The organism is Pseudodesulfovibrio indicus, from assembly GCF_001563225.1.
Taxonomy (GTDB): Bacteria; Desulfobacterota; Desulfovibrionia; order Desulfovibrionales; family Desulfovibrionaceae; genus Pseudodesulfovibrio; species Pseudodesulfovibrio indicus.
Genome location: NZ_CP014206.1, coordinates 3,057,147 through 3,078,022 on the forward strand (window position 1 = coordinate 3,057,147; position 20,876 = coordinate 3,078,022).

Genomic DNA, 20,876 nt, shown 5'->3' on the forward strand with positions numbered 1-20,876 from the left:
TTTTATTCCTTTCCCTTTTTCTCCGCCCGGCGCGCGGCCCGGCGCAGGGCCATGCACCCGCCCTGGCAGCGGCGCATGAAGTCCTTGCACTCCAGACAGTCGGTGGACACGTTGGTCTGCCGCATGGCCCGGACGCGGTCGGCGAAGTGCCACATGAGCGCATCCTGGCCGGGGAAGGCCGTCACGTCCGGCACCGAGACGTCCCGCATGGGCAGGCAGTACGACGCCGACAGGTCCGGATGGATGTCTATGGACGGATGGCAGACCCCGGAGAACTTCATGGACACCCGCTCCAGGTAGTTGCGGTCCTCGACCTTGAGGTCGCACAAACGGACGCTGCAATCAAGACCGGTGCGGACCCCCCGGCCCTCGCACGCCTTCACGAAGCGGACGATGTGCGAGATGACCCGCCGGGTGTCGTCGTTGGTAAAATGGTCGTTGGTCGACGAGAAGGACGGCCGGGAGATGTCGTAGCGCACGGACTGCACCCCGTAGCGGGCGCACGCCTCCAGCAGGTACTCGTAGCCGCAGTACCGGCTGGAGAAGTTCTTGGAGAAGGTCAGCCGCGAACCGGACCCGGCGATGCGGGACAGGTTGGCGTCCAGGAGCGCGGCCTGTCCCTCGGCGTACATGTCCGGCTCGTTGTAGTTGACCACGAAGTTGGTCACGTGCGGGATCAGCCGGTCGGCCAGCGCCGTGGGGAACAGGCCGTTGGTGAACAGGACCGGGGCGATGCCCGCCTCGGCCGTGCGCGCGACCATGTCGGCCAGCGCCGGGTGCAGGGTCGGCTCGCCGCCGATGAAGGCCGCCGCCGGAAGCTGCGCCCCGACCATCCAGTCCAGGAGCCGGTCGAAGTTCTCCGCGCTCAGGTCGTGCGGATACTCGGTGTGCAGCTCCCTGGCGAAGCAGTAGGAGCAGGCGAGGTTGCACCGGTAGGTGACGAAGATGTTGATCATGCCGTCAGCCGCAGTCCGGTTTGCAGGTCGAAGGCGAGCATGCGCTCGGCGTTCACCGGGGTGACGCCGATGGGCGAGCCCACGTCCAGGCCCGGGACCTCGCGGCTGTCGATGAGCACCCGGAACTCGGCGTTGGCGCAGCGCACGGTGGCCACGGACTTGGGCCCCAGAGGCTCGATGTCCACCAGGTCGCCCTTGACCGGCGCATTCTCGGGCGCGGCCAGGACCAGGTTCTCCGGCCTGATGCCCAGCTCGAAGCCGGTCACCCGCGCCTTGAGCAGCGGCCGGAGATGATCGGGCAGGTCCAGGGAAACCCCGGCGGAAGGGATGGACAGCCCGCCCGAGCCCTCGTCGTAGACGCCCTCCAAAAGGTTGATCTGGGGCGCGCCCACGAAGCAGGCTGTCTCGCGGTCGGCGGGCAGGTCGTAGACCACCTGGGGCGCGTCGATCTGGACCACCCGCCCCTTGCTCAGCATGACCACCGTGTCCGCGATGGCCATGGCCTCGTGATAGTCCGGGGTGGCCATGAGAAAGGTGTATCCGTGGTCGCGCTGCATGCGCCGCAGCTCGGCGCGCAGCTCGATGCGCAGCTTGGCGTCGAGGCTGGAGAGCGGCTCGTCGAGCAGGAAGAGCTGCGGGGTGCGGATGAGCGCCCGGCCCAGGGCCACGCGCTGCTTCTCGCCGCCGGACATGGTCTTGGGCAGCCTGCCCAGCACGTGGGTGATCTGCAGGGTCTTGGCGATGGCCTCCACCCGCTCCTTGATGACCTCGGCGGATTCCTTGCGGATGACCAGGGGGGAGGCGATGTTGTCGTAGCCGTTCTTGTTCGGGTACAGGGCCAGGTTGTCGAAGATCATGGCCACGTTGCGGTCGCGCGGCTCCCACCGCCCGACGTCGGCCCCGCCCAGGAGGACCTTGCCCTCGTCCGGGGTCTCCAGCCCGGCGATGATCCGCAGGGTGGTGGTCTTGCCCGCCCCGGCCGGGCCGAGGATGACGGTCAGCGAGGCCTCGGGGACCACGAAGTCCACCGCGCTCAGGGCCTGGTTGGCGCGGAACCGCTTGGACACGGATTCCAGGTGAAGGACGGGGGTCGCGCGCCCGGTCTGCGTGGTGGACATCAGTAAACCCTCCCCGCCACTTCGACGGATTCGCGGCGGTTGCTGTCCCCGCCGAAGAAGACCAGGGACTCGTAATCAAGATCAAGGCCCACGGGATCGCCCGTGCGCAATCCGGCCACAGGCGGCGTGACCAGCTTCAGCAGCTCGTTGTCCGCGTCCACGGTGACGACCATCTCCGGGCCGCGCGGCTCGACGTTGTTGATGCGCCCCGCGATGACCGGATGGTCGGACGTGGACAGGGACAGCGCCTCGGGCCGGATGCCCAGGGTGAAGAACCCGGTGGGGGCCGGGCCGTCGGCGCTCTCGCCCATGGCCAGGGCGAACCCGTCCTTGCGGAACCGGATGGCCCCGCCGTCGGTGGCGAACCGGCCGCGCAGGAGGTTCATGGGGGGCGAGCCGAGGAATCCGGCCACGAAGGTGTGGTCCGGGCGGCCGAAGATGGAGGAGGTCTCCTCCACCTGCAGGATGTGGCCCGCGTTCATGACCGCGATGCGGTCGGCCAGGGAGAGCGCCTCCACCTGGTCGTGGGTCACGTAGATGATGGTCAGGCCGATCTCGCTCTGCAGCCGCCGCAGCTCGCGGCGCATGGCCAGCCTCGCCTCGGCCTCCAGGTTGGAGAGCGGCTCGTCCAGGAGCAGGATCTCCGGCTTGGTCACCAGGGTGCGGCCGATGGCCACCCGTTGGAGTTCCGAGCCGCCCAGCTCCTTGACGCTGACGTCGAGCTTGTCCGTCATGCCGAGCAGCTCGGCCACCCCTTCCACGGCGCGGTTGATTTCGAGCACGTACTTGCCGCGCACTTCCAGGCCGAAGGCCAGGTTCTTGCGCACGGTCATGTGGGTGAAGACCGCGTAGTCCTGGAAGACCAGGCCCACGTTGCGCTGCCCCGCCGGGGTGTTGACCACCGTGGCGCCGTCGATCTGGATGTCGCCGCCGGTGGGCTGCTCCAGCCCCACGATCATGTTCAGGGTGGTGGACTTGCCGCAGCCGCTCGATCCGAGCAGGGCCACGGTCTCCCCGGCCTCCACGGCCAGGTCGATGTCGTCCACCGCGATGACGCTGCCGCCGGAATATTCCTTTCTCAGCTGCACCAGTTCCAGTTTGGGTCTGCTCATTGCTTGATCGCTCCGAAAGTCATGCCACGGGCGAGGTGGCCTTGGATGAGGTAGCCGACGATGACCAGGGGAATCATGGCCAGCACGGCCAGGGCGGCCTGCACGCCGTAGAGCGTTCCCGCCGTGGCGGTGACGTACTTGGCGAGCTGGACCGGGATGGTCGAGATGTTCGAATAGGACAGGACCAGGGCGAACATGAACTCCGACCAGTTGAGGATGAAGATGAACATGGTCGTGGCGAACAGCCCGCCCTTGATCAGCGGGATGGTCACGGTCAGGTGCGCGGCCAGCTTGCTGCGCCCGTCGATCATGGCCGCCTCCTCGATCTGCCGGGGCAGGTCGTCCACGAAGGACTTCAGCATCCAGGTGGAGAACGGCAGGGTCACGGCCACGTAGATGGCGATCAGCCCGGTGTAGCTGTCGATGAGCCCGATGTTCGAGAAGATGATCACGAACGGCACGGCGATGGCCGCGGGCGGGAACATGCGCCCGGACAGGATGACCAGGGGCGTGGACTTGGAGTTGTTCCCGTAGCGCGAGATGCCGATGGCCGAGAACAGGCCGATGAACACCGACAGGGTGGTGGAGACGATGGTCGCCAGCAGGGAGCCGAAGACCGCGCGGGTGGCGGGCTGGCTCACGCCGCCCACGCCGTACTTGCCCAGCGCCTCGGGGTCGAACAGGGTCTGGAAGTTGACGAAGGTCGGCTCGGACGGGACCCAGATGGCCGGGGAGGCGTTCCAGTCGGTGGGCGGCTTGATGGCCGTCATCAGGATCCAGAAGACCGGGAACAGGACGATGATCAGGGCCAGGCCCATGATAACCGTCTGGACCGGGGAGAGTTTCTTGTCGTGCATCAGTTGTCGCCCTCCAGGAGCTGGTCGCGCACCGGGGCCAGCAGCATGTGGACCAGCAGGAGGGACCCCACCAGGACCAGGAAGGCCGCCGCCGCGCCGTAGGCGAGCTGAAAATCGTTGAAGGCCAGCTTGTAGATGTACAGGCTGATGGTCTCGGTGGACGAGCCGGGGCCGCCCCGGGTGAGCATGTAGACCTCGTCGAACAGCTTGATGACCTCCATGGCCCGGATGACGAAGGCCACGATGATCACCGGCTTCAGCGTCGGCATGACCACCCGCCAGAAGACCTGCCTGGGGTTGGCCCCCAGGATGACCGCCGCGCGCACCGGGTTCTCGGGCACGGAGTTCAGCCCGGAGAGCAGGATCAGGAAGAAGAGCGGCGTCCAATGCCAGACTTCGGTGATGATCACCGCGAAGATGGCCGTGGGCGCGTGCTTGAACCACTCCATCGCGGCCTCGGCCCCGAAGCAGAATTCCAGCATCTGGTTGATGGGGCCGTTGGACTGGAAGAGCATCCAGAAGATGTACCCCACCACCACGGGCAGGATCATCATCGGCGTGAGGAAGGCCGAGAAGAGCACGGACTTGCCCCGGAACTTGCGCATGAAGAGCACGGCCAGCCCCAGCCCGAAGGTGAATTCGAGGCACAGGCAGACCGAGGAGATGAGGAAGGTCCTGATGACCGCATAGATGAACCGGGTGTCGTAGACGAGCAGCTCCGAATAGTTCTCGAAGCCCACGAAGAAGGCGTCGAACAGGGAGCCGCGCGTGGGCGACCAGTCGGTGAAGCTCATGTACAGGGCCACGAGCAGCGGCATGACCAGGACGAGCACGGAGACCACCTGGCCCGGCACCGTGAAGATGCGGGCGATGGCCTTGTTGCTCAGGCCCTTGCCGGAGGGGGATGTGCTGGACGGTGTTTGTGTCACGTCGGGTACCGGCCGGTCCGGGGGATGTCCCCCGGACCGGCTCATGGTTATGGGTGTCGGTTTAGCTCCACTTGTCCGCGCCGGTGGATTTCTTGATCGGATCGGCGAGGTTCTTGGCCAGGGACAGCCAGGACTTCTTGACCTTGTCCTTGCCGATGCGCCTGGTGATGCGCTCGAACTTCTGCGCGGCGCGGTCCAGGGCCTCCTTGGGCTTCTTGGAGCCGGTCATGCAGGCGTGGACTTCCTTGTCCAGGGCGTCCTGGTACTCGAAACCGCCGGGCAGGCAGAAGTCGGGCACGGTGTTGACCATGTTGTCGTACAGGGTCTGCAGGTACTCCGGGGAGTAGGTGTCGATGAGCCGCTGGGTGGGCTTGAGCATGTGGTTGACGCGGTACGGGTCGGAGTAGCCGCCGAGGTACGGGATGGCGTCCGCCGAGATGGTCGGGGAGGTCATCCACTGGGCGTAGGCGTAGGACAGCTCGGGGTTGGCCGAATACTTGGAGACCGCGTAGCCGTAGCCCCAGCAGAACAGGCCCGCGTAGAGCTTGGTGCCGTCCTTGGTGAAGTCGGCGGGCATGACCGTCGCGGCGATCTTGCCGGTGGTGGCGGGGCCGGTGGACGGAGCCTTGGAATACTTGAAGCCGGACGGCCAGACGATGTTCATGAAGCCCTCGCCGCGCCCGAAGGCGTTGTAGTTGGAGGACCAGGTGAAGGAGAAGGCGTCGGGGTGCAGGTATTCGTTCATGGCCAGCATGTCTTCCAGGGCGGCCACGCCTTCGTCGGAGTTGAAGGTCGGGTTCATCTCGCCGTCGAAGTAGAGCATGCCCTTGGACACGAGACGCTGCATGAACATCCACTTCACGTAGTACGGGGAGCGGTATTCCAGGGAGCCGTAGAACCCGTTGGCCGGGTCGTGCATGAACTGGGCGAGCTCGTAGTATTCCTTCCAGGTGTCGGGCACGGCGAGCTTGCGGCCGTATTTGTCCTCGAACGCCTTGGCCTTGGCGGAGTCCTCCAGGTAGTCCTTGCGGCACAGCAGGGTGATCTGGTCGCCGTCGTTCAGCAGACCGGCCACGCGGCCGTTGTACAGCTGGGCGTGGTGGGAGGCCGGGAAGACGACGCCCCACTCCTTGTTGAACAGCTCGGGATCGTATTTCTCGGTCCAGTCGGTCAGGTCGTAGATGACGCCGGAGTCGATCCAGTCCGGGTAGGACATGGCGGTGGGCATCATCACGTCGTAACGGCCGGTCTTGGCCACGGCCTCCTGCATGCCCTTGGTGTGGACGACCTCGTCCGGCTCCTCGATGAATTCCAGCTCGATGCCCAGCTCGGTCTTCCACTTCTCGGCATAGGGAGTCATGTTGCCGATGGAGCCGGTGGGGATCAGCAGGGTCAGTTTCTTCTTGGTCGCCTTGGCGGCGGCCACCTTGGCCAGTTCCCAGGCGCGGTCCTCGGCGCCCTTGATGGCGGCGAAGGCGTTCAGCGCGCCCAGCGGGGAGATGGCCACGGCGTTGGCCACGGCGGTGGCCACGCCCAGGGTCGCCATGGTCCGGAGGAAGGAACGGCGGCTCATCCCACCGGCATCATATTCCTTCAGGGTTTTTTCCAACTTCACGTTCTTGCTTTCCATTGCACACCTCTGTTTGTGATATGTTAAAAATTCTTGCCAGCTACCCAACATCAGCCAAAATATGGAACGGTCAGAGCGCGTGCCGCTCGTACCCGTTTTCGCACGGGTTGCCCGGACACAGGTCCAGCCACCCCGCTTCCGGGTCCATGATCACGGCGAACACGGTATGGAAGGCCGTCCTCGGGTCCTCGCCGGGGAACCCGTGGGCGCAGATGCACCGGGGATGGTTGGTGTGGTCCCTGGTCAGCTCCTTGAGCTTCTCCGGGTTGAGCGTCCCCCGGTGCTTTTTCAGAAAATTGTCCGCCACCTGCCTGCGCACCATGGACCCGCCATGGGACAGCCAGTTGGGGGTCTCGAAGCGGCGCATGTCGCTCCCCACGAAGTGGTTCGTGTGGGCGATGGAGCCGTCGATCTCCAGCAATTGGTAGTAGGCCGCCGAGGTCTCGGCGCAGAAGGCCACGCCGGAACCGGCGAACTGGTAGTTGATGCCGCCCGCGCGCGGCGAGAAGATGGCCGCGCCCAGGGCGTCGCCGATGCGCTCGGAGGCCAGCGCCTTGCGCATGATGAACGGGTAGATCACGCCGGGACGGGCGTCCGTGGCCGTGACCTTGTTGATGACCGCGCCCACGCCCGCCGAGTTCAGGCCGTTCAGGCCGAGGATGCCGGCAAAGGAGACCACCAGCTGGGACGGTCCCTTCTCCGGCGTGATGCGCAGCAGGCAGAGAAACTTCTCGTAGTACTTCTCCATGTCGTAGGTCTGGCCGATGTAGGCCCGCCCGCCCTCGCCCGCCTCACGGGTGACGTTGAAGGTGGTGCAGCCCCACAGCCCGTCGGGCAGTACCCTGGCCCCCACGGACGGGGCGCGCAGGTCCTCCAGCTCCAGGAAGGAGTTGAGGTACAGGATCTCGCGGAAGGTCACCCCCGCGCCCTCGGCGATGCCGCGCATCTCCTCCACCAGGTCCGGGGAGAACTTCTCCAGGAAGCCGAGGTTCTTCATGCAGAACGTCTCGAGCGGCGGCTTGTCCACCGAGAGGTATCCGTTGTTCATCCTGTGGACTTCGGTCACGGAGTCCACGAACTCGCGGATCAAATTCTTGAGCGCCCTGCCGTGGGCCAGCCCCATGTCGAAGGGGGTGCCGGACAATTCTATGACGGGAACGGTTTTCATCTATGCTCCGGGTTGAAATGCACCTGCGGGAAGGGGCGGACGGGAGTGGTACGCGCCCCTCCCCGCAGCGGAGGTGCAATGGTTAGAGAAGCTCCATGTAGTAGTCCCATTCCCAGGGATCGACGCGGTTGTTGAACTCCGGGGTGCCGTAGTCCTCGAACTTGTCGCGCGCGGTCCGGACCTCGAACTTCTTCACGGCCAGGACCAGCTTGATGAATTCGGGATCGAGTACGGAGTGCAGGTCGGTGTCGTTCTCGAAGGCCTCCACGGCCTCGTCCAGGGTGAACGGCAGCCGGGGCAGGGTGTCGTCCTCGTAGGCGATGCCCCGGACCGGGGCGGCCAGCTCCGGCTTGGAGCGGATGCCTTCCAGACCGGCGGCCAGGGTGGACAGGGCCAGGAGATACGGGTTGGTCCCGCCGCAGGCCAGGCGGTTTTCCAGATGGGTCGATTCGCCGCGGCACCCCTTGAGACGGATGCCCACGGTGCGGTTCTCCATGCCCCAGGTGGCGGTGTGCGGGGCAAAGGAGTTGATCCGATACCGCTTGTAGCAATTGACCGTGGGCGCGGTGAAGATGGTGTTGGCCCGGGCGTGCTTGAGCAGCCCGGCCAGGAAATTGCGGGCCAGCTCGGACAAACCGTACTCGGCGTCGGGATCGTTGAAGGCGTTCTTGCCGGTCTTCTTGTCGATGAGCGAGACGTGGAAATGGGAGCCCGAGGCCGAGGAGTTGATGAACGGCTTGGTCAGCCAGGTGGCGATGTAGCCGTGCTGGAGGGATATCTCCTTGGTCCCCATCTTGTAGAGGAAGGCGGTGTCCGCCGCGGGCAGGCCGTCCTGGTAGTAGAGGTTGATCTCCTGCTGCCCCGGCCCGTGCTCGGAGTTCTGGGTGATGATCCGCACGCCCGCCTGGTCCATCTTGCGCATCAGGTCGTAGGTGTAGTCGATGTCGAAGTTGTTCTTGAGGGTCACGAAGATCGGCTGGCCGTCGTAGACCGGCTTCCGGGTCTCCTTGTCCAAGACGTAGAACTCGAACTCGTAGCCCAGGCGGCAGATGTAGCCCAGGGCGTCGAACTCGTTGATGATCTTCTTCAGCAGCAGGCGCGGGGAGGCCATGGCCGGGCGACCGTCGTACCAGTAGGGATCAACGGTGATGTTGGCGGTGTTCGGGACCCAGGGCAGGACCGTGAAGGTGGACAGGTCGGGCACGGTGCAGTGGTCCTCGAAAGAGACCTCCTCCGCGTACCCGGTGCCGGTGGGGACCATGGACTGGATGTCGAGGCCGAGCAGGCCGCCGTAAAAATTCAGGCCGTTTTCGATATAGTCCATGAAGGCGCCGACCGGGACGGTCTTGCTTCGGGACACGCCGTACAGATCCGCTTGCTCGAAACGGACGAACTGGATGTCGTTGTCTCGAATCTGCTTCTTGATGCTGTCGATTGAGGGTGTTTTTGGCAGGCTCATCGTCTCTTTCCCTTATTTTGGCAATTTATGACATTGTTTGCCCGGACCCCATCCGAGGCAATTTTCATCAATGTAATTCCTGCCGCAACTACAAGGCTCGTGCCATTTCACCGCTTCGCAAGCTATCAACATCGATTTCAAGTGGTTATGCGATACAACAAGCCACTCGCTCGACGTTCATGCCTCCCTCGATCTCTCTCATTTATTAAAATTTAGAATCGCATTCTTAAAAACAAGAACGCTTACCACATTTGCGTTAAACAATTTTATAGAATTATTATAAGTATTTATATCAAAATACACGAGCATTGTAATTTTCTGCAATTGGAACTATGCTGATTGCATGTTTAAAATGTAGAAAATTGTAATTTTCAAATCAGGACAATGGAAACCGATGGCCTCCACACTGGAAGTCTTTGCCCGGCACAGCGCCAACCCGCTCGTCATCGTGGATGGGGCGCAGCAAATCGTTTACGCCAACAACGCCTTCTGCCGCCTTTTGCCGCCCGATTCGCCCTTCCCGGAGGGACGGCGTCTCGCCACCCTGCCGCTGCCTGACTGTTTGCGCCGCGCCCTGCTCGGCGGCCTGGACGAGGCGGACCTGACCGGAGTGGACCTGAGCCTGCCCGTGGAGATAACGTCCGGGAGCGACCGCGAGGAGATGACCTGCCGCACGGTCCGGCTGCCCGACAACACCGTGGCCGTCGAGCTGCTGCGCCACGCCGGGATCGAACGCCTCAAGTCCGCCCTGCGCGAGGAAAAGGTGCTGCGCCGCCAGTCGGACATGCTCCGGGAGCGCGGCCGCAAGCTCTTCTTCGACGTGGTCAACGAGCTGCCGGTATTCGTCTACATGCAGCGGCGCGACTATTCCGTGGCCTACGCCAACAAGAAGACCCTGGCGTTCTACGGCGAGGTCAAGGGGAGGAAGTGCTACCAGATGTTCGGCGGCCGGGACGACCCGTGCCCCCACTGCCCCACCTTCCGGGTGTTCGACACCGGAAAGCCCGTGGACTGGCAGTTCACCGACGACGAGGGGCGGACCTTCCACATCTACGACTATCCCTTCGAGGACGAGAACGGCGATCCCCTGGTCATGGAGCTGGGCGTGGACATCACCGAGCTCAAGCGCGTGGAGCGCGAGCTGTTCCAGGCCCAGAAGATGCGGGCCATCGGCGTGCTCGCCGGAGGCATCGCCCACGACCTGAACAACAATCTGGTCCCGATCATCTTCAATGTAGACTACGCCCTGGGCAAGGCGGACGGGACCGAGGTGGAGCCGCCCCTGGCCGAGGCGCTGCGCGCGGCGTACAAGGCCGCCGACCTGGTGGAGCAGGTCCTGGAATACAGCCGCCAGCAGGACGTCACCCGGTCGGTCCTGCACCTGACCCCGCTGGCCCGTGAGAACCTCGGCATCCTCCAGGGAACCCTGCCCGAGCACGTCACCCTGGAGACGGATTTTTCGGCCGAGCGCGACTGCGTGCTGGCCAACCCCTCGCAGATCCAGCAGGTCCTGCTCAACCTCTGCCGCAACGCGGTCCAGGCCATGTCCGGGGCCGGCACGCTCTCGGTCCGGGTCTCCAACCTGCGCCTGGAATCGCGCAAGGACGCCCCACACAACGGACTGGCCCTGGGCGACCACGTGGTCCTGACCGTCTCGGACACCGGCCACGGCATCGAGCCGGGCAGCGCCGAGCGCATCTTCGAGCCGTTCTACACCAGCAAGACCAAGAGCGGCGGCACCGGCATGGGGCTGGCCGTGGTCCACGCCATCGTGACCTGCAGCGGCGGCTCCATCCGCGTGGACTCCAGGCCGGGCAAAGGCACGACCTTCACGGTCTACCTGCCCTGTACCCCCACGCCGGAGGTCAAGACCCTGGCCCGCGAGACCAAGCCCGCCGTGCGCTCCACCGGCCGACTGCTGCTGGTGGACGACGACGCGGGCGCGCTCCAGGCCATGCAGCGCGTGCTGCGCGACGCGGGCTATGAGGTCTTCACCGCGGACGGCGGGACCGAGGGGCTGAAGGAATTCTTCCGGGGGCGCGGCCAGTTCGAGCTGGTCATCACGGACCAGTCCATGCCCGACATGACCGGCATGGAGATGGCCGCCCGCATCCTGGAGCACGCGCCCGGAACCCGGGTGGTCATCTGCACCGGCCACGTGGAGCCGAGGCTGGAGGCCCAGGCCCGCGAGACCGGGGTGTCCGGGTTCGTCATGAAACCCATGTCGCCCCGCACGTTGGTGGAAAACGTCAACAAATACAGGTCATAGACAGCCATGGCGCGCATCCTGATCATCGACGACGACGAACTCATCCGCAGCGGCCTTTCCCGGTGTTTCGGGGACCTCGGCCACGAGGTCCTGACCGCCCACGGGCTGGGCCAGGGCATCGAGCGCGCCCGGTCCGGGGTGGACGTCATCTACCTGGACCTGAGCCTGCCCGACGGCGACGGCCACACGGCCATCAACGAGCTTTCCGCCGCCCCCGGCGGGCCGGAGATCATCGTCCTGACGGGGCTGCGCGACAACTTCGGCGCCCAGGAGACCCTGACCAGCGGGGCGTGGGACTACATCCAGAAACCGGCCACCCCGTCCATCCTCAAATCGTCCCTGGCGAGCGCGCTGAAGTACCGCGAGGACAAGGTGGCCACGCGGGAGCCGGTCCCGGAGTTCGACGCCGGGGCCATCATCGGCGACTCCCCGGCCATCAACCGGGCCAAGCAGCTCATGGCCAGGGCCGCCGAGAGCGAGGCCTCGGTGCTCGTGCTCGGGGAGACCGGCGTGGGCAAGGAGCTGGCGGCCCAGGCCATCCACCGCAACAGCTCCCGGCGCAAGGGGCCCTTTGTGGTCGTGGACTGCTCCAACCTCACGGAGAGCCTGCTCGAAAGCGTGCTCTACGGGCACGTCAAGGGAGCGTTCACCGGGGCGCACGGCGACCACCGGGGGCTGGTGGCCGAGGCGGACACCGGGACCCTGTTCCTGGACGAGGTGGGCGAGCTGCCCCCGGCCCTCCAGAAATCCTTCCTGCGCGTGCTCCAGGAACACCGCTTCCGGCCCGTCGGTTCCGGCCGCGAACAGACCAGCGACTTCCGGCTGGTGGCGGCCACCAACCGGGACCTGGAGGCCATGACCCGCGCCGGGACCTTCCGTCCGGACCTGCTCTTCCGGCTGCGCACCCTGGAGATTCCCCTGCCGCCCCTGCGCGACCGGGACCGGGACGTGACCCTGCTGGCCGAGCATTTCTCGCAGGCCGCCAGCGACCGCTACCGGCTGTCGCGCAAGCGGCTCTCCAAGCAGTTCGCCAAGGTCGTCACGGCCTACACCTGGCCGGGCAACGTTCGCGAGCTGGGCAACGTCATGGAGGCGGCGGTCATCGCCGCGGGCCACGAGCCGGTCATCTACCCCAAGCACCTGCCCGGCAACGTCCGGGTCTCCACCCTGGACAAGGGCAAGCCCCGGAAGCAGCAATCCAAACCGACGCCCCCCCCTTCGGACGCCCCCATCCAGTCCTACGCGGACTACAAGTCCATGCGCGACCGCGCCTACTTCCAGCAGCTCATGGACCTCTGCGACTTCGACATCCCCAGGGCCAGCCGACTCTCCGGCCTGAGCATTCCGAGCATCTACCGTCACCTGGCCCTGGCGGGCATCCCCACACGATCCGCGAAATAGCTCTTCCCCTCCGATTCTCCCGCCATTCATGCCTGTTGAAGTATGAATATTGACTCAATCATTCAAATGAGTGATGGGATGAAAAACACCCATCACCGTGGAGGAGAATATGGAAAAGATATTGATCATCGGCTGCCGAAACACCATGGACGACGTGTGCATCGGCTGCTCCCGCTGCATGGTGGCCTTCAACCGGCGCGAGGGCCAGTTCGAGCGCTACAAGGACATGGAGGCGGAGGTCCTGGGCATTCTGAACTGCGGCGGCTGTCCCGGGGCGAGCGTCGTCCAGCGACTGGCCCAGGTGAAGCTCTGGAACCTGCCCCTCAAGGAGCAGCCCACCAAGATCCACATCGGCCCCTGTTTGTCCGACCACTGCCCCCATTACGACGACGTGGTCACCAAGATCTTCGCCAAGTCCGGCCTGGACGTCATCGAAGGCACCCACCCCTACATGCCCGATAAAATCTGGGGCTGAACGCGCGGCACCCAGGCGGAAGCCCGGTCCTGAACCGGCTCCGCCCGCTCCCCGCGCCTGGCTCCTGGACGACATCCCACAACAAAAGGCCCGCCCTCGAAAGGGCGGGCCTCACGCATCCCGCGAAAGCAAGGGATCGACCACGGACCGCCGAACATCAGGACAATCCGAGCGCGTCCAGTTTCTTGAGAGCCTCATCGAAATCATAGTTGTCCACGGCCCTGAAAAACGCCCTGACGTCACTGTCGGCGCTCCTGATCCCCGGCATGGAGCGCAGCTTCCCGGCCACAACCAGGGCTTCGGCATTGGACTCTTCGAGCAACACGCGCAACTGGCGCAGGCAGGCGCGCGTTTCCTCGGTAACCGCATCCTCTGCGCCCTCCGGCCGGGCTTCCTCGGGTGACGGCTCCACAAGGGGTTGCAGGGACGCCAGGACCGGCTCCAGCTCCTTGACCACGTCCTGGAGCAACCGGTCGATCTCCTCGGCTGGAGCCTGTCCCTTGCAGCCCAGTTCCAGGGCCAGGGCCCGCTCGCCGACCCCGGTGGCTCCGATGGTGGCCGCGACCCCCTTGAGGGTGTGCGCGCACCGTTCGGCGGCGCTGGCATCGTCCTCCCGGCGGGCTGCCGAGAAACTCCTTCCGAAATCCTCATAATTTTTGGCGAACTTGCTCAGCAAGGAGCGGTACAGCGATTCCTTGCCCTGGACGTACCGCAGCCCGACCGCCACGTCGATGCCGTGCAGGCCCGACAGTCCGAGGTCCGCTTCCGGCTGCGCGGAGGACGCCTGCCTCTCGGGAACCTTGACCCATTTCCCCATGGTCACGAAGAGTTCCTGAACCCGTATGGGCTTGCCGATGTGGTCGTTCATGCCCGCCTCTATGGACTTCTCCCTGTCCCCGGCCATGACGTTGGCGGTCATGGCGATGATCGGCAGCGTCTTGAGACGGTCAATCTTGCGAATCTCCCTGGTGGCGGCGTACCCGTCCATCACCGGCATCTGGCAGTCCATGAGCACACAGTCGAATTCCTCCCGCTCCAGGATCGCCAACGCCTCAAGGCCGTTCTTCGCGACCTTGCAGTCAAGGCCGTTGCTGGTCAGCAGGTCCACGGCCACGTCCTGATTGATTTCGTTGTCCTCCACCAGCAGGACCCGCGCCTTGCGCAGCTTGGCGGTCATCTGGCCCAGCTCGTCGCGGCGGAACCCGGTCCGGCTCGCCCGCTTGGTCACTCCCTGTTCGGCCTCCATGATGGTGTCGAGCAGGGTCGAAGGCAGGATGGGCTTGCTCAGCGCGCCCACCACGGCAGGGTCGTTCTTGGTTTCATTGTCGATGTTGAACGTGCCGTATGCCGAGACAAAGATGATCTTCGGCGTGTGCGGGATGTCCGGACTCTCCGTCATGACCCGGACCATGTCGCCCCCGGTGATGCCGAGCAGGTCCCAGTCCAGGATGACGAAGTCGTAGCGTCGGTTTTCCTCCTGGGCTTCCAGCAGGGCCAACCCGGACTCGAAGGAATCCGACAGGTCGAACGTGAACCCGAACCCGGTCAGCATCTCGGCGAAAATCTTCCGCGCAGTGCCGTTGTCGTCCACCACCAGGACGTGCACGGGGTTTATGTCCAGGTACTCATCCCACTTGGGCGGCCGCGCCTGCTTTCTCAGGCGGACGGTGAAGTGGAAGGTGCTGCCCACGCCGAATTCGCTCTCGACCCAGATGGCTCCGTTCATCATCTCGGTCAGCTTCTTGGAGATCGCCAGGCCGAGGCCCGTGCCGCCATATTTGCGGGTGGTGGACGTGTCCGCCTGGCTGAACTGCTGGAACAACTTGTTCCGCTGCTCCGCGGTCATGCCTATGCCCGTGTCCCGGACCGAAAAGTGGAGAACGACCTCTTCCTCCGTCTCTTCCTCGCCCCGGACCGAGATCACGACTTCGCCCCGAGGGGTGAACTTGATCGCGTTGTTCCCGAGATTGAGCAGCACCTGTCCCAGCCGGAGGGGGTCGCCCACCAAGGCCGTGGGCAGATTCGAAGGCAGGTCGAACATGAGCTGGAGCCCGGCCTCCTGAGCCCTCAACCCCAGGACGCCGGCCAGGTGCTCGAACACCTCGCCCAGGAAGAAGTCGGTGAGCTCCATATCCATCCTTCCGGCTTCGATCTTCGAGAAGTCGAGGATGTCGTTGAGGATGCCAAGCAGATTCTCCGCCGAGACATGGACCTTCTCGATGTAGCTCCGCTGCTTGTCGTTGAGGTCGCTTTGCAGTGCCAGATGCGACAGCCCCATGATCGCGTTCATGGGCGTGCGGATCTCGTGGGACATGTTGGCCAGGAAGTCCGATTTGGCCCTGGTGGCCTGCTCGGCCTCCTCCTTGGCCTCGGCCAGGGCCTTGGCCACCGCCTTCCTGCTGGTGATGTCCTCGATGATCCCTTCGATGGTTTCGAGTTCCCCGTTCTCGTTGAAGACCGGATGCATCGAGTTGAGCAGTTCGTGCTTTGTGCCGTCGGCATGGAGGTAGGCCATCTCTATCTCCAGGACAGGCTGCTTGCGCCGCATGGCCTCCCGGAAAGCGGCCTCCGCCCGTTCCACGATGCCGGGCAGCCAGTTGACCGCGTCCTGCCACTTCCGGCCTATGACCTTTTCCTTGGGCTGGCCGAAAACGGACATCGAGCTCTCGCCGATGAAGAGCACCTCCCCTTCCGGCGTGTGGCTGAAGATGGCGAACCGGCCGGCCAGGTCCTCGACCAGCCGCTGATAGCGCTCCCGGCTCTTCCTGATCTCGTCCTCCATGGCCATGCGCTCGGTGATGTCGCTCATCACCGCCACGAATATGGGGTTGCCGTTGACCACCGCCCAGTTGAGCGCGATCTCCATGGGGAATATGGAACCGTCCTTCCTTCTGGCCTGAACCACGGTCTGGTTGCCGAGGAGTTTTGCCGCGCCTCCCTGATTCCAGTTCCGCAGATACCCGTCATGCGCCATGCCCACCTCCCCGGGCATGAGCAGGTTGACGTTTCGGCCGATGATCTCGTCCCTGGTGAATCCGAATATCTCCTGCGCCGCCGGGCTGAATTCGTTGATCAACCCCCGTGAGTCGATGACGATGATGCCGTTCTTGGCGGTATCGATGATCCCCCGCAGGTGGGCGGTCCGCTCCTCGACCTTCTGCTCCAGTTCCTTCTTGGACTTCTCCAGTTCAAGGCGGTTCTCTTCGGCTTCGGTGATGTCGACAAACGTCTCGAGCAACAGCTGCTTGTCTCCCCTGGAGATCATGGAAACGGCTTTCATGATCGGGATGGCGGTGCCGTCCTTGTGCAGAATGGTGCGCCGGGCCATGTCCTTGGACTGATTGAGGTCCAGGATGGGGCAGTTGTCCTGTTCCGCCGGGCAGGTCAGTTGATGGCATATCTTGCCCACCACCTCGTCCTCCGACCGGCCGATCATCTTTTGGGCGAATCGGTTCACGGCCACGATGTTGCGCGTCTCGGGGTCGATCAGCAGGACGCCCGCCTCAATGGAGTGGAAGAGCTGGGACAGGAATTCCTCGCTCTCCCGAATCTCCTCCGACTGCGCCAGAATGGCCTTTTTCGAACTGTCCACGCGGTCGAACATGGTATCCAGAAAGACGCTCAGATCGTAAATCTCGTCGCTCCCGCCGATGGTGATTGCCGAAGCGGCGACCTCGCCCTTTTCCCGCCGGGAAAGCCGGGCCATGAGCAGGTCGAGCCGGTCCAGGACCTTCTTCTTGAGCAGGTAATAGCTGAACAGGGCGAAAAACAGTATGGTCAGGAAAATGATGCCGAAATAGAAGTAGGAAATGGTCTTCCCCTGCTTGGAGATGACCCTTTTCACGGAGACCTTCAGCAGGGCGACCGCCTTTCCGCTCATGTCCGTGATGGGGGCGATCCCCAGCGAAGTCGCGTCATCGGGGTGGACCAGATACACGTTGTCCGCGAAGAGCGGGTCGCTCCTGACCATCCGGCTCATGTCCTCCGGGACATCGAGCGACACCTCCTTCCCCATCAGAGACGATATCTCCCCTATGATCTCGGGGGTTATCAGCCGGGCCATGACAAGGAACCCCATGGCCGGTCCGGACTTCGAGCTGGTAAGGATGCTGCGCTTGACGACCATGGCCAGATCCCCGCGCTCCAGGCGGACGATGCCGCCGAACCCGCCGGAAAGCCAGGGCAACGCGGGCAGCTCCCCGGACGTCAGATGATAGATCTCCCGGGCCAGGGACATGTCCACGTTGCCGTCCGGCCTGAACCCCATCAGATAAACGGGTTCTCCCTTGCGGTTCTGAATCGCGATGCAAGCGAGCGATTGGCTCGAAAAGGTCTCCGGGGTGAGGTTGGAATCGACGTAACGGGTGTCGCCGTCCTGGGCAAAGATATAGGTGTCGTCCCATTCGGCCCAATCCAACGCCAGGTTGTCCAGAACCAGAAGCTGCCGGTCGAGAATCCCCTTTGCCATGACGGCCTGGGAACGCGTCTCATCGTCTTCCATGTCCTGGAACCCTTTGGTCAGCACCAGTTCCGAGGCGAGAAACTGGCAAATGCCCAAAAAGAGGGTCGCGGCGATGACACCGGCAAGAAAAAATGTACGGAGCTTCATTCAATGTGCCCATTTGATGGTAAAGGACTTTTCCCGGCGGCAGTTGCCCGACCGGGCCGTTCAGCGTCCTCCCGGCGCAGGAGCGATGCTCCGGGCCGCCTGCCTTCACGTATTCATGATCCTACCGCGAATCATGGTCGTCCATTATTATGTCGGGACAACAACCTGACTTAACGATCAAAACCAAAACGCCTGCCCCCCCCGCGCCGCAAATCACAAAAAAAGGCTTACCACGAACGTGATAAGCCGTTGATGTCTTCTGGCGGAGAGGGAGGGATTCGAACCCCCGGATGAGTCGCCCCATCTCTGGTTTTCAAGACCAGCGCATTAAACCGAGCTCTGCCACCTCTCCGGTGGATGCGGCGCGACGTGCGCCGCTAAACGGGAAAATGGTTGTAGAAACCGCGCTATGGAATGTCAAGGAGCAAAAGGGATTCGGGACATTCCGTTTTCATTCGTGCCGAATGCGAAACCGGTTTGACACCATCTTTCGCTTCCCGTATGAGAAGAATTGACTGAAATTCAAACAAAACGACGGGATATACCATGAAAGCCCCGCAAGACGTTTTCGCCGAATACCTGGCCAACGAGAACCTGAAGATGACGCCCCAGCGGCGGATCATCCTCGACACCCTGCTCAAGCAGGACGACCACCTCTCTTCCGAGGAGCTCTACGCTCGCGTCAAAAAGCGGGACGGCTCCATCGGACAGGCCACGGTATACCGGACCCTCAAGCTGCTCAGCGACTCCGGACTGGTGGAGCCGCTCGATTTCGCCGACGGGGTGACCCGCTACGAGACGAGCTACGGCAAGGATCACCACGACCACCTCATCTGCGAGCGGTGCGGGAAGAACATCGAGATCGTGGACGAAACCATCGAGCGCCGCCAGGAACAACTGGCCAAGGAGCACGGCTTCACGCTCCTGCGCCACAAGATGTACCTCTACGGAATCTGCCCGGACTGCCGCAAGAAGTAACCGCTACCCTTCGATGCTGGCCAGGAACTTGGCCAAGGTCTTGATCTCTCCGTGCACGGTATGCCAGGCATACCGTGTTCCCTTTTTCTCGCCCTCGGACGTGAACTGGATGCCCAGCCCGACGGCCCCGCCGCGCGCCGAGAACCGGCTGCGGATGGTGCCCAGGGCGGTGAAGAACGAGTACTTCCGCGTCTTGGGGTTCCAGATGCTGACCCGCAGCACCAGTTGGCTGCCCTTGTCCAGCGGGGGCAGATCGCCCTTGGGATTGATCACGAACATGCGCAGCCCGCCGGCGGAGATGTTCTCCACGGAGAGCCGGGTGCGGTCGTCGTACCGCGCCGGGTTGTTCACGGTCTGGAGATCGGGCCTGACCATCCAGAAGGTGTTGATCTTGCGCCCGGCCCACGCCTTGACCCGCACGGCCCCCTCGCGGGCGACCTTCTGGCGGGAGTGCTTGCGGCGGATGATGAATTGGTAGCGGATGGGCGTCAGGATCGACAGCTCCTTGAGCACGATCCCCTTCTTGGCCGCGTGAGAGACCAGGGTGACGAAGGCGTTGATGCGCTTGCCGGAGTAGGCGAACGGCTTGGTATAGCAGACCACCCTGGCGTTTTTCAGGCGGGCGATGGTCGGCTGGGCGTTGAGCACCTGCAGGACCATGCGGCCGCCCTGGACGCTGTTCACGCGGGCGTCGCAGACCTTGCGCCGGGGTTCGCCGTCCTCGAAGAGCCAGACCTCGATGAGCACGCCCCGCGAGACCAGGTAGTTCTCCACTGCCCGGTGCCGGGCCGACCACAGCATGCGGCTGAGGACGCGCCCCACCCCGTAGAGCAGGAGCAGCCGGAAGCGCCACAGCAGGTAGACCACGGCCAGGGGGATGGCCAGGGACAGCGCCTGGGTCAACAGCTCCATGACATTGAGATGTCCGGAGCTGCCGAAGGTGCGTTGCACCTCCCGGAGGTAATCAGACTGGGCCAGAAATTCGACCATCATCCCACCGTTTACGGTTCACAACATTGACGATACCAGTATCTAAGCACGACTGATTGCAATTTCAATACCTTCCGGGCTTCGGGCATCAAGATGGACCCGGCGGAACCGCCGCCCCTGAGATGCGACCCGGCCGCGAAAGGCTAACTGCACAACATATCGAGATATTTTTCCAAACGACCGTAGGACTCGCCCTGTGTATCGAACTCCACGCCATAGGAATGCCCGGCCGCGGATTTCTTGACGCCGCGCACCTTGCAGTCCAGAGACAGCTCGCCCAGGCCGTAGAGGTTGAGCAGCAGCCGGACCCGCTCCCCCTCGGCGATGTGCTCCCCGCCCTTGAGGCTGTGCTGGTGCACGGTCAGGTGGCAGCCGCCCGAGCTGATGTCGCTGATCAGGCAATAGTAATGGGCGTTGTCGTTGTACATCCGGGCCGGGACGTTGCACACGAACCGCTTGGACGAGCGGAACTCGAAGGACTCCACCTCGGTGGGATACTTGAGATACATGATCGGGGCCGGGTCGTATTGGAGTTGCAGGACCTCGGAGTAGAAGCCGTAGACCGTGGCCTCGCTGACGAACTTGGCGACCACCGTGGAGCCGGGGGCATAACGCGCCCGGTGACCGATAACCAGGGGGATTTCCAGGATCAGGTACTTGTATTCGGACAGGCCGATGATACGCCCGGCGAGCTTCTCGCGCTCCATGACCTTGCTGACGTGAACGGTCGCGCCGAAGTAGATGCGGTGATCGGCCCAGTGATCCCGCATGACCTTGAACTCCCGGCCGTTGGCCGAACCGTTCCCTTTGGTCGCCATATCCCGTCCCCCATCGCCGGCGGCTCCCACGGGAAGCGCCTTCTCTCAAGATATGAACCAGGTAGCAAAGACCGGTCCCGCCCGCCATAGGGAAAAGTCCCGACAAG

15 protein-coding genes and 1 tRNA gene are annotated in these 20,876 nt (G+C 63.8%); 4 read left to right on the forward strand and 12 right to left on the reverse strand.

Going from position 1 to position 20,876, the window contains the following annotated elements; translation table 11 throughout:
• Nucleotides 1-2 precede the first annotated feature (2 nt).
• The 8 genes from AWY79_RS13860 to AWY79_RS13895 all read right to left on the reverse strand — a co-directional run bounded on the left by AWY79_RS13860 (nucleotide 3) and on the right by AWY79_RS13895 (nucleotide 9,229).
• Entirely contained in the window at nucleotides 3-956 is a 954-nt protein-coding gene (locus tag AWY79_RS13860) for a radical SAM protein (protein WP_066805160.1), read from the reverse strand.
• Nucleotides 953-2,074 carry an ABC transporter ATP-binding protein gene (locus AWY79_RS13865; protein ID WP_066805163.1) on the reverse strand — a complete coding sequence of 374 codons (1,122 nt, stop codon included), beginning with the start codon at nucleotides 2,072-2,074 and terminating at the stop codon, nucleotides 953-955. The genes AWY79_RS13860 and AWY79_RS13865 overlap by 4 nt, the downstream gene beginning before the upstream one ends.
• Nucleotides 2,074-3,186, reverse strand: coding sequence for an ABC transporter ATP-binding protein (locus tag AWY79_RS13870; protein WP_066805165.1), 1,113 nt, complete (start codon nucleotides 3,184-3,186; stop codon nucleotides 2,074-2,076). Before AWY79_RS13870 ends, AWY79_RS13865 begins: the two co-directional genes overlap by 1 nt.
• Nucleotides 3,183-4,043, reverse strand: a complete 861-nt coding sequence (locus tag AWY79_RS13875; RefSeq protein ID WP_066805168.1) for a carbohydrate ABC transporter permease — start codon at nucleotides 4,041-4,043, stop codon at nucleotides 3,183-3,185. The genes AWY79_RS13870 and AWY79_RS13875 overlap by 4 nt, the downstream gene beginning before the upstream one ends.
• Nucleotides 4,043-4,972 (reverse strand): carbohydrate ABC transporter permease, encoded by a 930-nt coding sequence (locus AWY79_RS13880; protein ID WP_066807252.1) that lies wholly within the window; start codon nucleotides 4,970-4,972, stop codon nucleotides 4,043-4,045. Before AWY79_RS13880 ends, AWY79_RS13875 begins: the two co-directional genes overlap by 1 nt.
• Before the next feature lie 61 nt (nucleotides 4,973-5,033).
• Nucleotides 5,034-6,602 (reverse strand): extracellular solute-binding protein, encoded by a 1,569-nt coding sequence (locus AWY79_RS13885; protein ID WP_066805170.1) that lies wholly within the window; start codon nucleotides 6,600-6,602, stop codon nucleotides 5,034-5,036.
• 70 nt (nucleotides 6,603-6,672) lie between these two features.
• Nucleotides 6,673-7,770 (reverse strand): C45 family autoproteolytic acyltransferase/hydolase, encoded by a 1,098-nt coding sequence (locus AWY79_RS13890; protein WP_066805172.1) that lies wholly within the window; start codon nucleotides 7,768-7,770, stop codon nucleotides 6,673-6,675.
• A gap of 82 nt (nucleotides 7,771-7,852) precedes the next feature.
• On the reverse strand, nucleotides 7,853-9,229 hold the full coding sequence (locus tag AWY79_RS13895) for a glutamine synthetase family protein (protein ID WP_066805174.1): 1,377 nt from the start codon (nucleotides 9,227-9,229) through the stop codon (nucleotides 7,853-7,855).
• Between the two features lie 394 nt (nucleotides 9,230-9,623).
• On the opposite strand from AWY79_RS13895, the gene AWY79_RS13900 reads away from it, so the two are divergent.
• The 3 genes from AWY79_RS13900 (at nucleotide 9,624) to AWY79_RS13910 (ending at nucleotide 13,374) form a co-directional block, all read left to right on the forward strand.
• A complete protein-coding gene (locus AWY79_RS13900) occupies nucleotides 9,624-11,498 on the forward strand; it encodes a hybrid sensor histidine kinase/response regulator (protein ID WP_066805177.1) in 1,875 nt (624 codons plus the stop codon).
• A gap of 6 nt (nucleotides 11,499-11,504) precedes the next feature.
• The gene (locus AWY79_RS13905; RefSeq protein WP_066805179.1) at nucleotides 11,505-12,899 is read left to right on the forward strand and encodes a sigma-54-dependent transcriptional regulator; all 1,395 of its coding nucleotides are present in this window, start codon (nucleotides 11,505-11,507) and stop codon (nucleotides 12,897-12,899) included.
• A gap of 109 nt (nucleotides 12,900-13,008) precedes the next feature.
• On the forward strand, nucleotides 13,009-13,374 hold the full coding sequence (locus tag AWY79_RS13910) for a CGGC domain-containing protein (RefSeq protein ID WP_066805181.1): 366 nt from the start codon (nucleotides 13,009-13,011) through the stop codon (nucleotides 13,372-13,374).
• Between the two features lie 157 nt (nucleotides 13,375-13,531).
• Here the strand turns inward: AWY79_RS13910 and AWY79_RS13915 are convergent, their stop codons facing one another.
• Both AWY79_RS13915 and AWY79_RS13920 read right to left on the reverse strand, forming a co-directional pair.
• Nucleotides 13,532-17,983, reverse strand: coding sequence for a PAS domain S-box protein (locus AWY79_RS13915; RefSeq protein WP_066805184.1), 4,452 nt, complete (start codon nucleotides 17,981-17,983; stop codon nucleotides 13,532-13,534).
• Between the two features lie 260 nt (nucleotides 17,984-18,243).
• Nucleotides 18,244-18,335 (reverse strand) — tRNA-Ser (locus AWY79_RS13920).
• Between the two features lie 194 nt (nucleotides 18,336-18,529).
• On the opposite strand from AWY79_RS13920, the gene AWY79_RS13925 reads away from it, so the two are divergent.
• Nucleotides 18,530-18,961, forward strand: coding sequence for a Fur family transcriptional regulator (locus AWY79_RS13925; protein WP_066805187.1), 432 nt, complete (start codon nucleotides 18,530-18,532; stop codon nucleotides 18,959-18,961).
• A gap of 3 nt (nucleotides 18,962-18,964) precedes the next feature.
• On the opposite strand, the gene AWY79_RS13930 is transcribed toward AWY79_RS13925, so the two are convergent.
• The gene (locus AWY79_RS13930) at nucleotides 18,965-19,951 is read right to left on the reverse strand and encodes a hypothetical protein (RefSeq protein WP_066805190.1); all 987 of its coding nucleotides are present in this window, start codon (nucleotides 19,949-19,951) and stop codon (nucleotides 18,965-18,967) included.
• Between the two features lie 143 nt (nucleotides 19,952-20,094).
• The gene (locus tag AWY79_RS13935; protein ID WP_066805192.1) at nucleotides 20,095-20,769 is read right to left on the reverse strand and encodes a flagellar brake protein; all 675 of its coding nucleotides are present in this window, start codon (nucleotides 20,767-20,769) and stop codon (nucleotides 20,095-20,097) included.
• Nucleotides 20,770-20,876 lie beyond the last annotated feature (107 nt).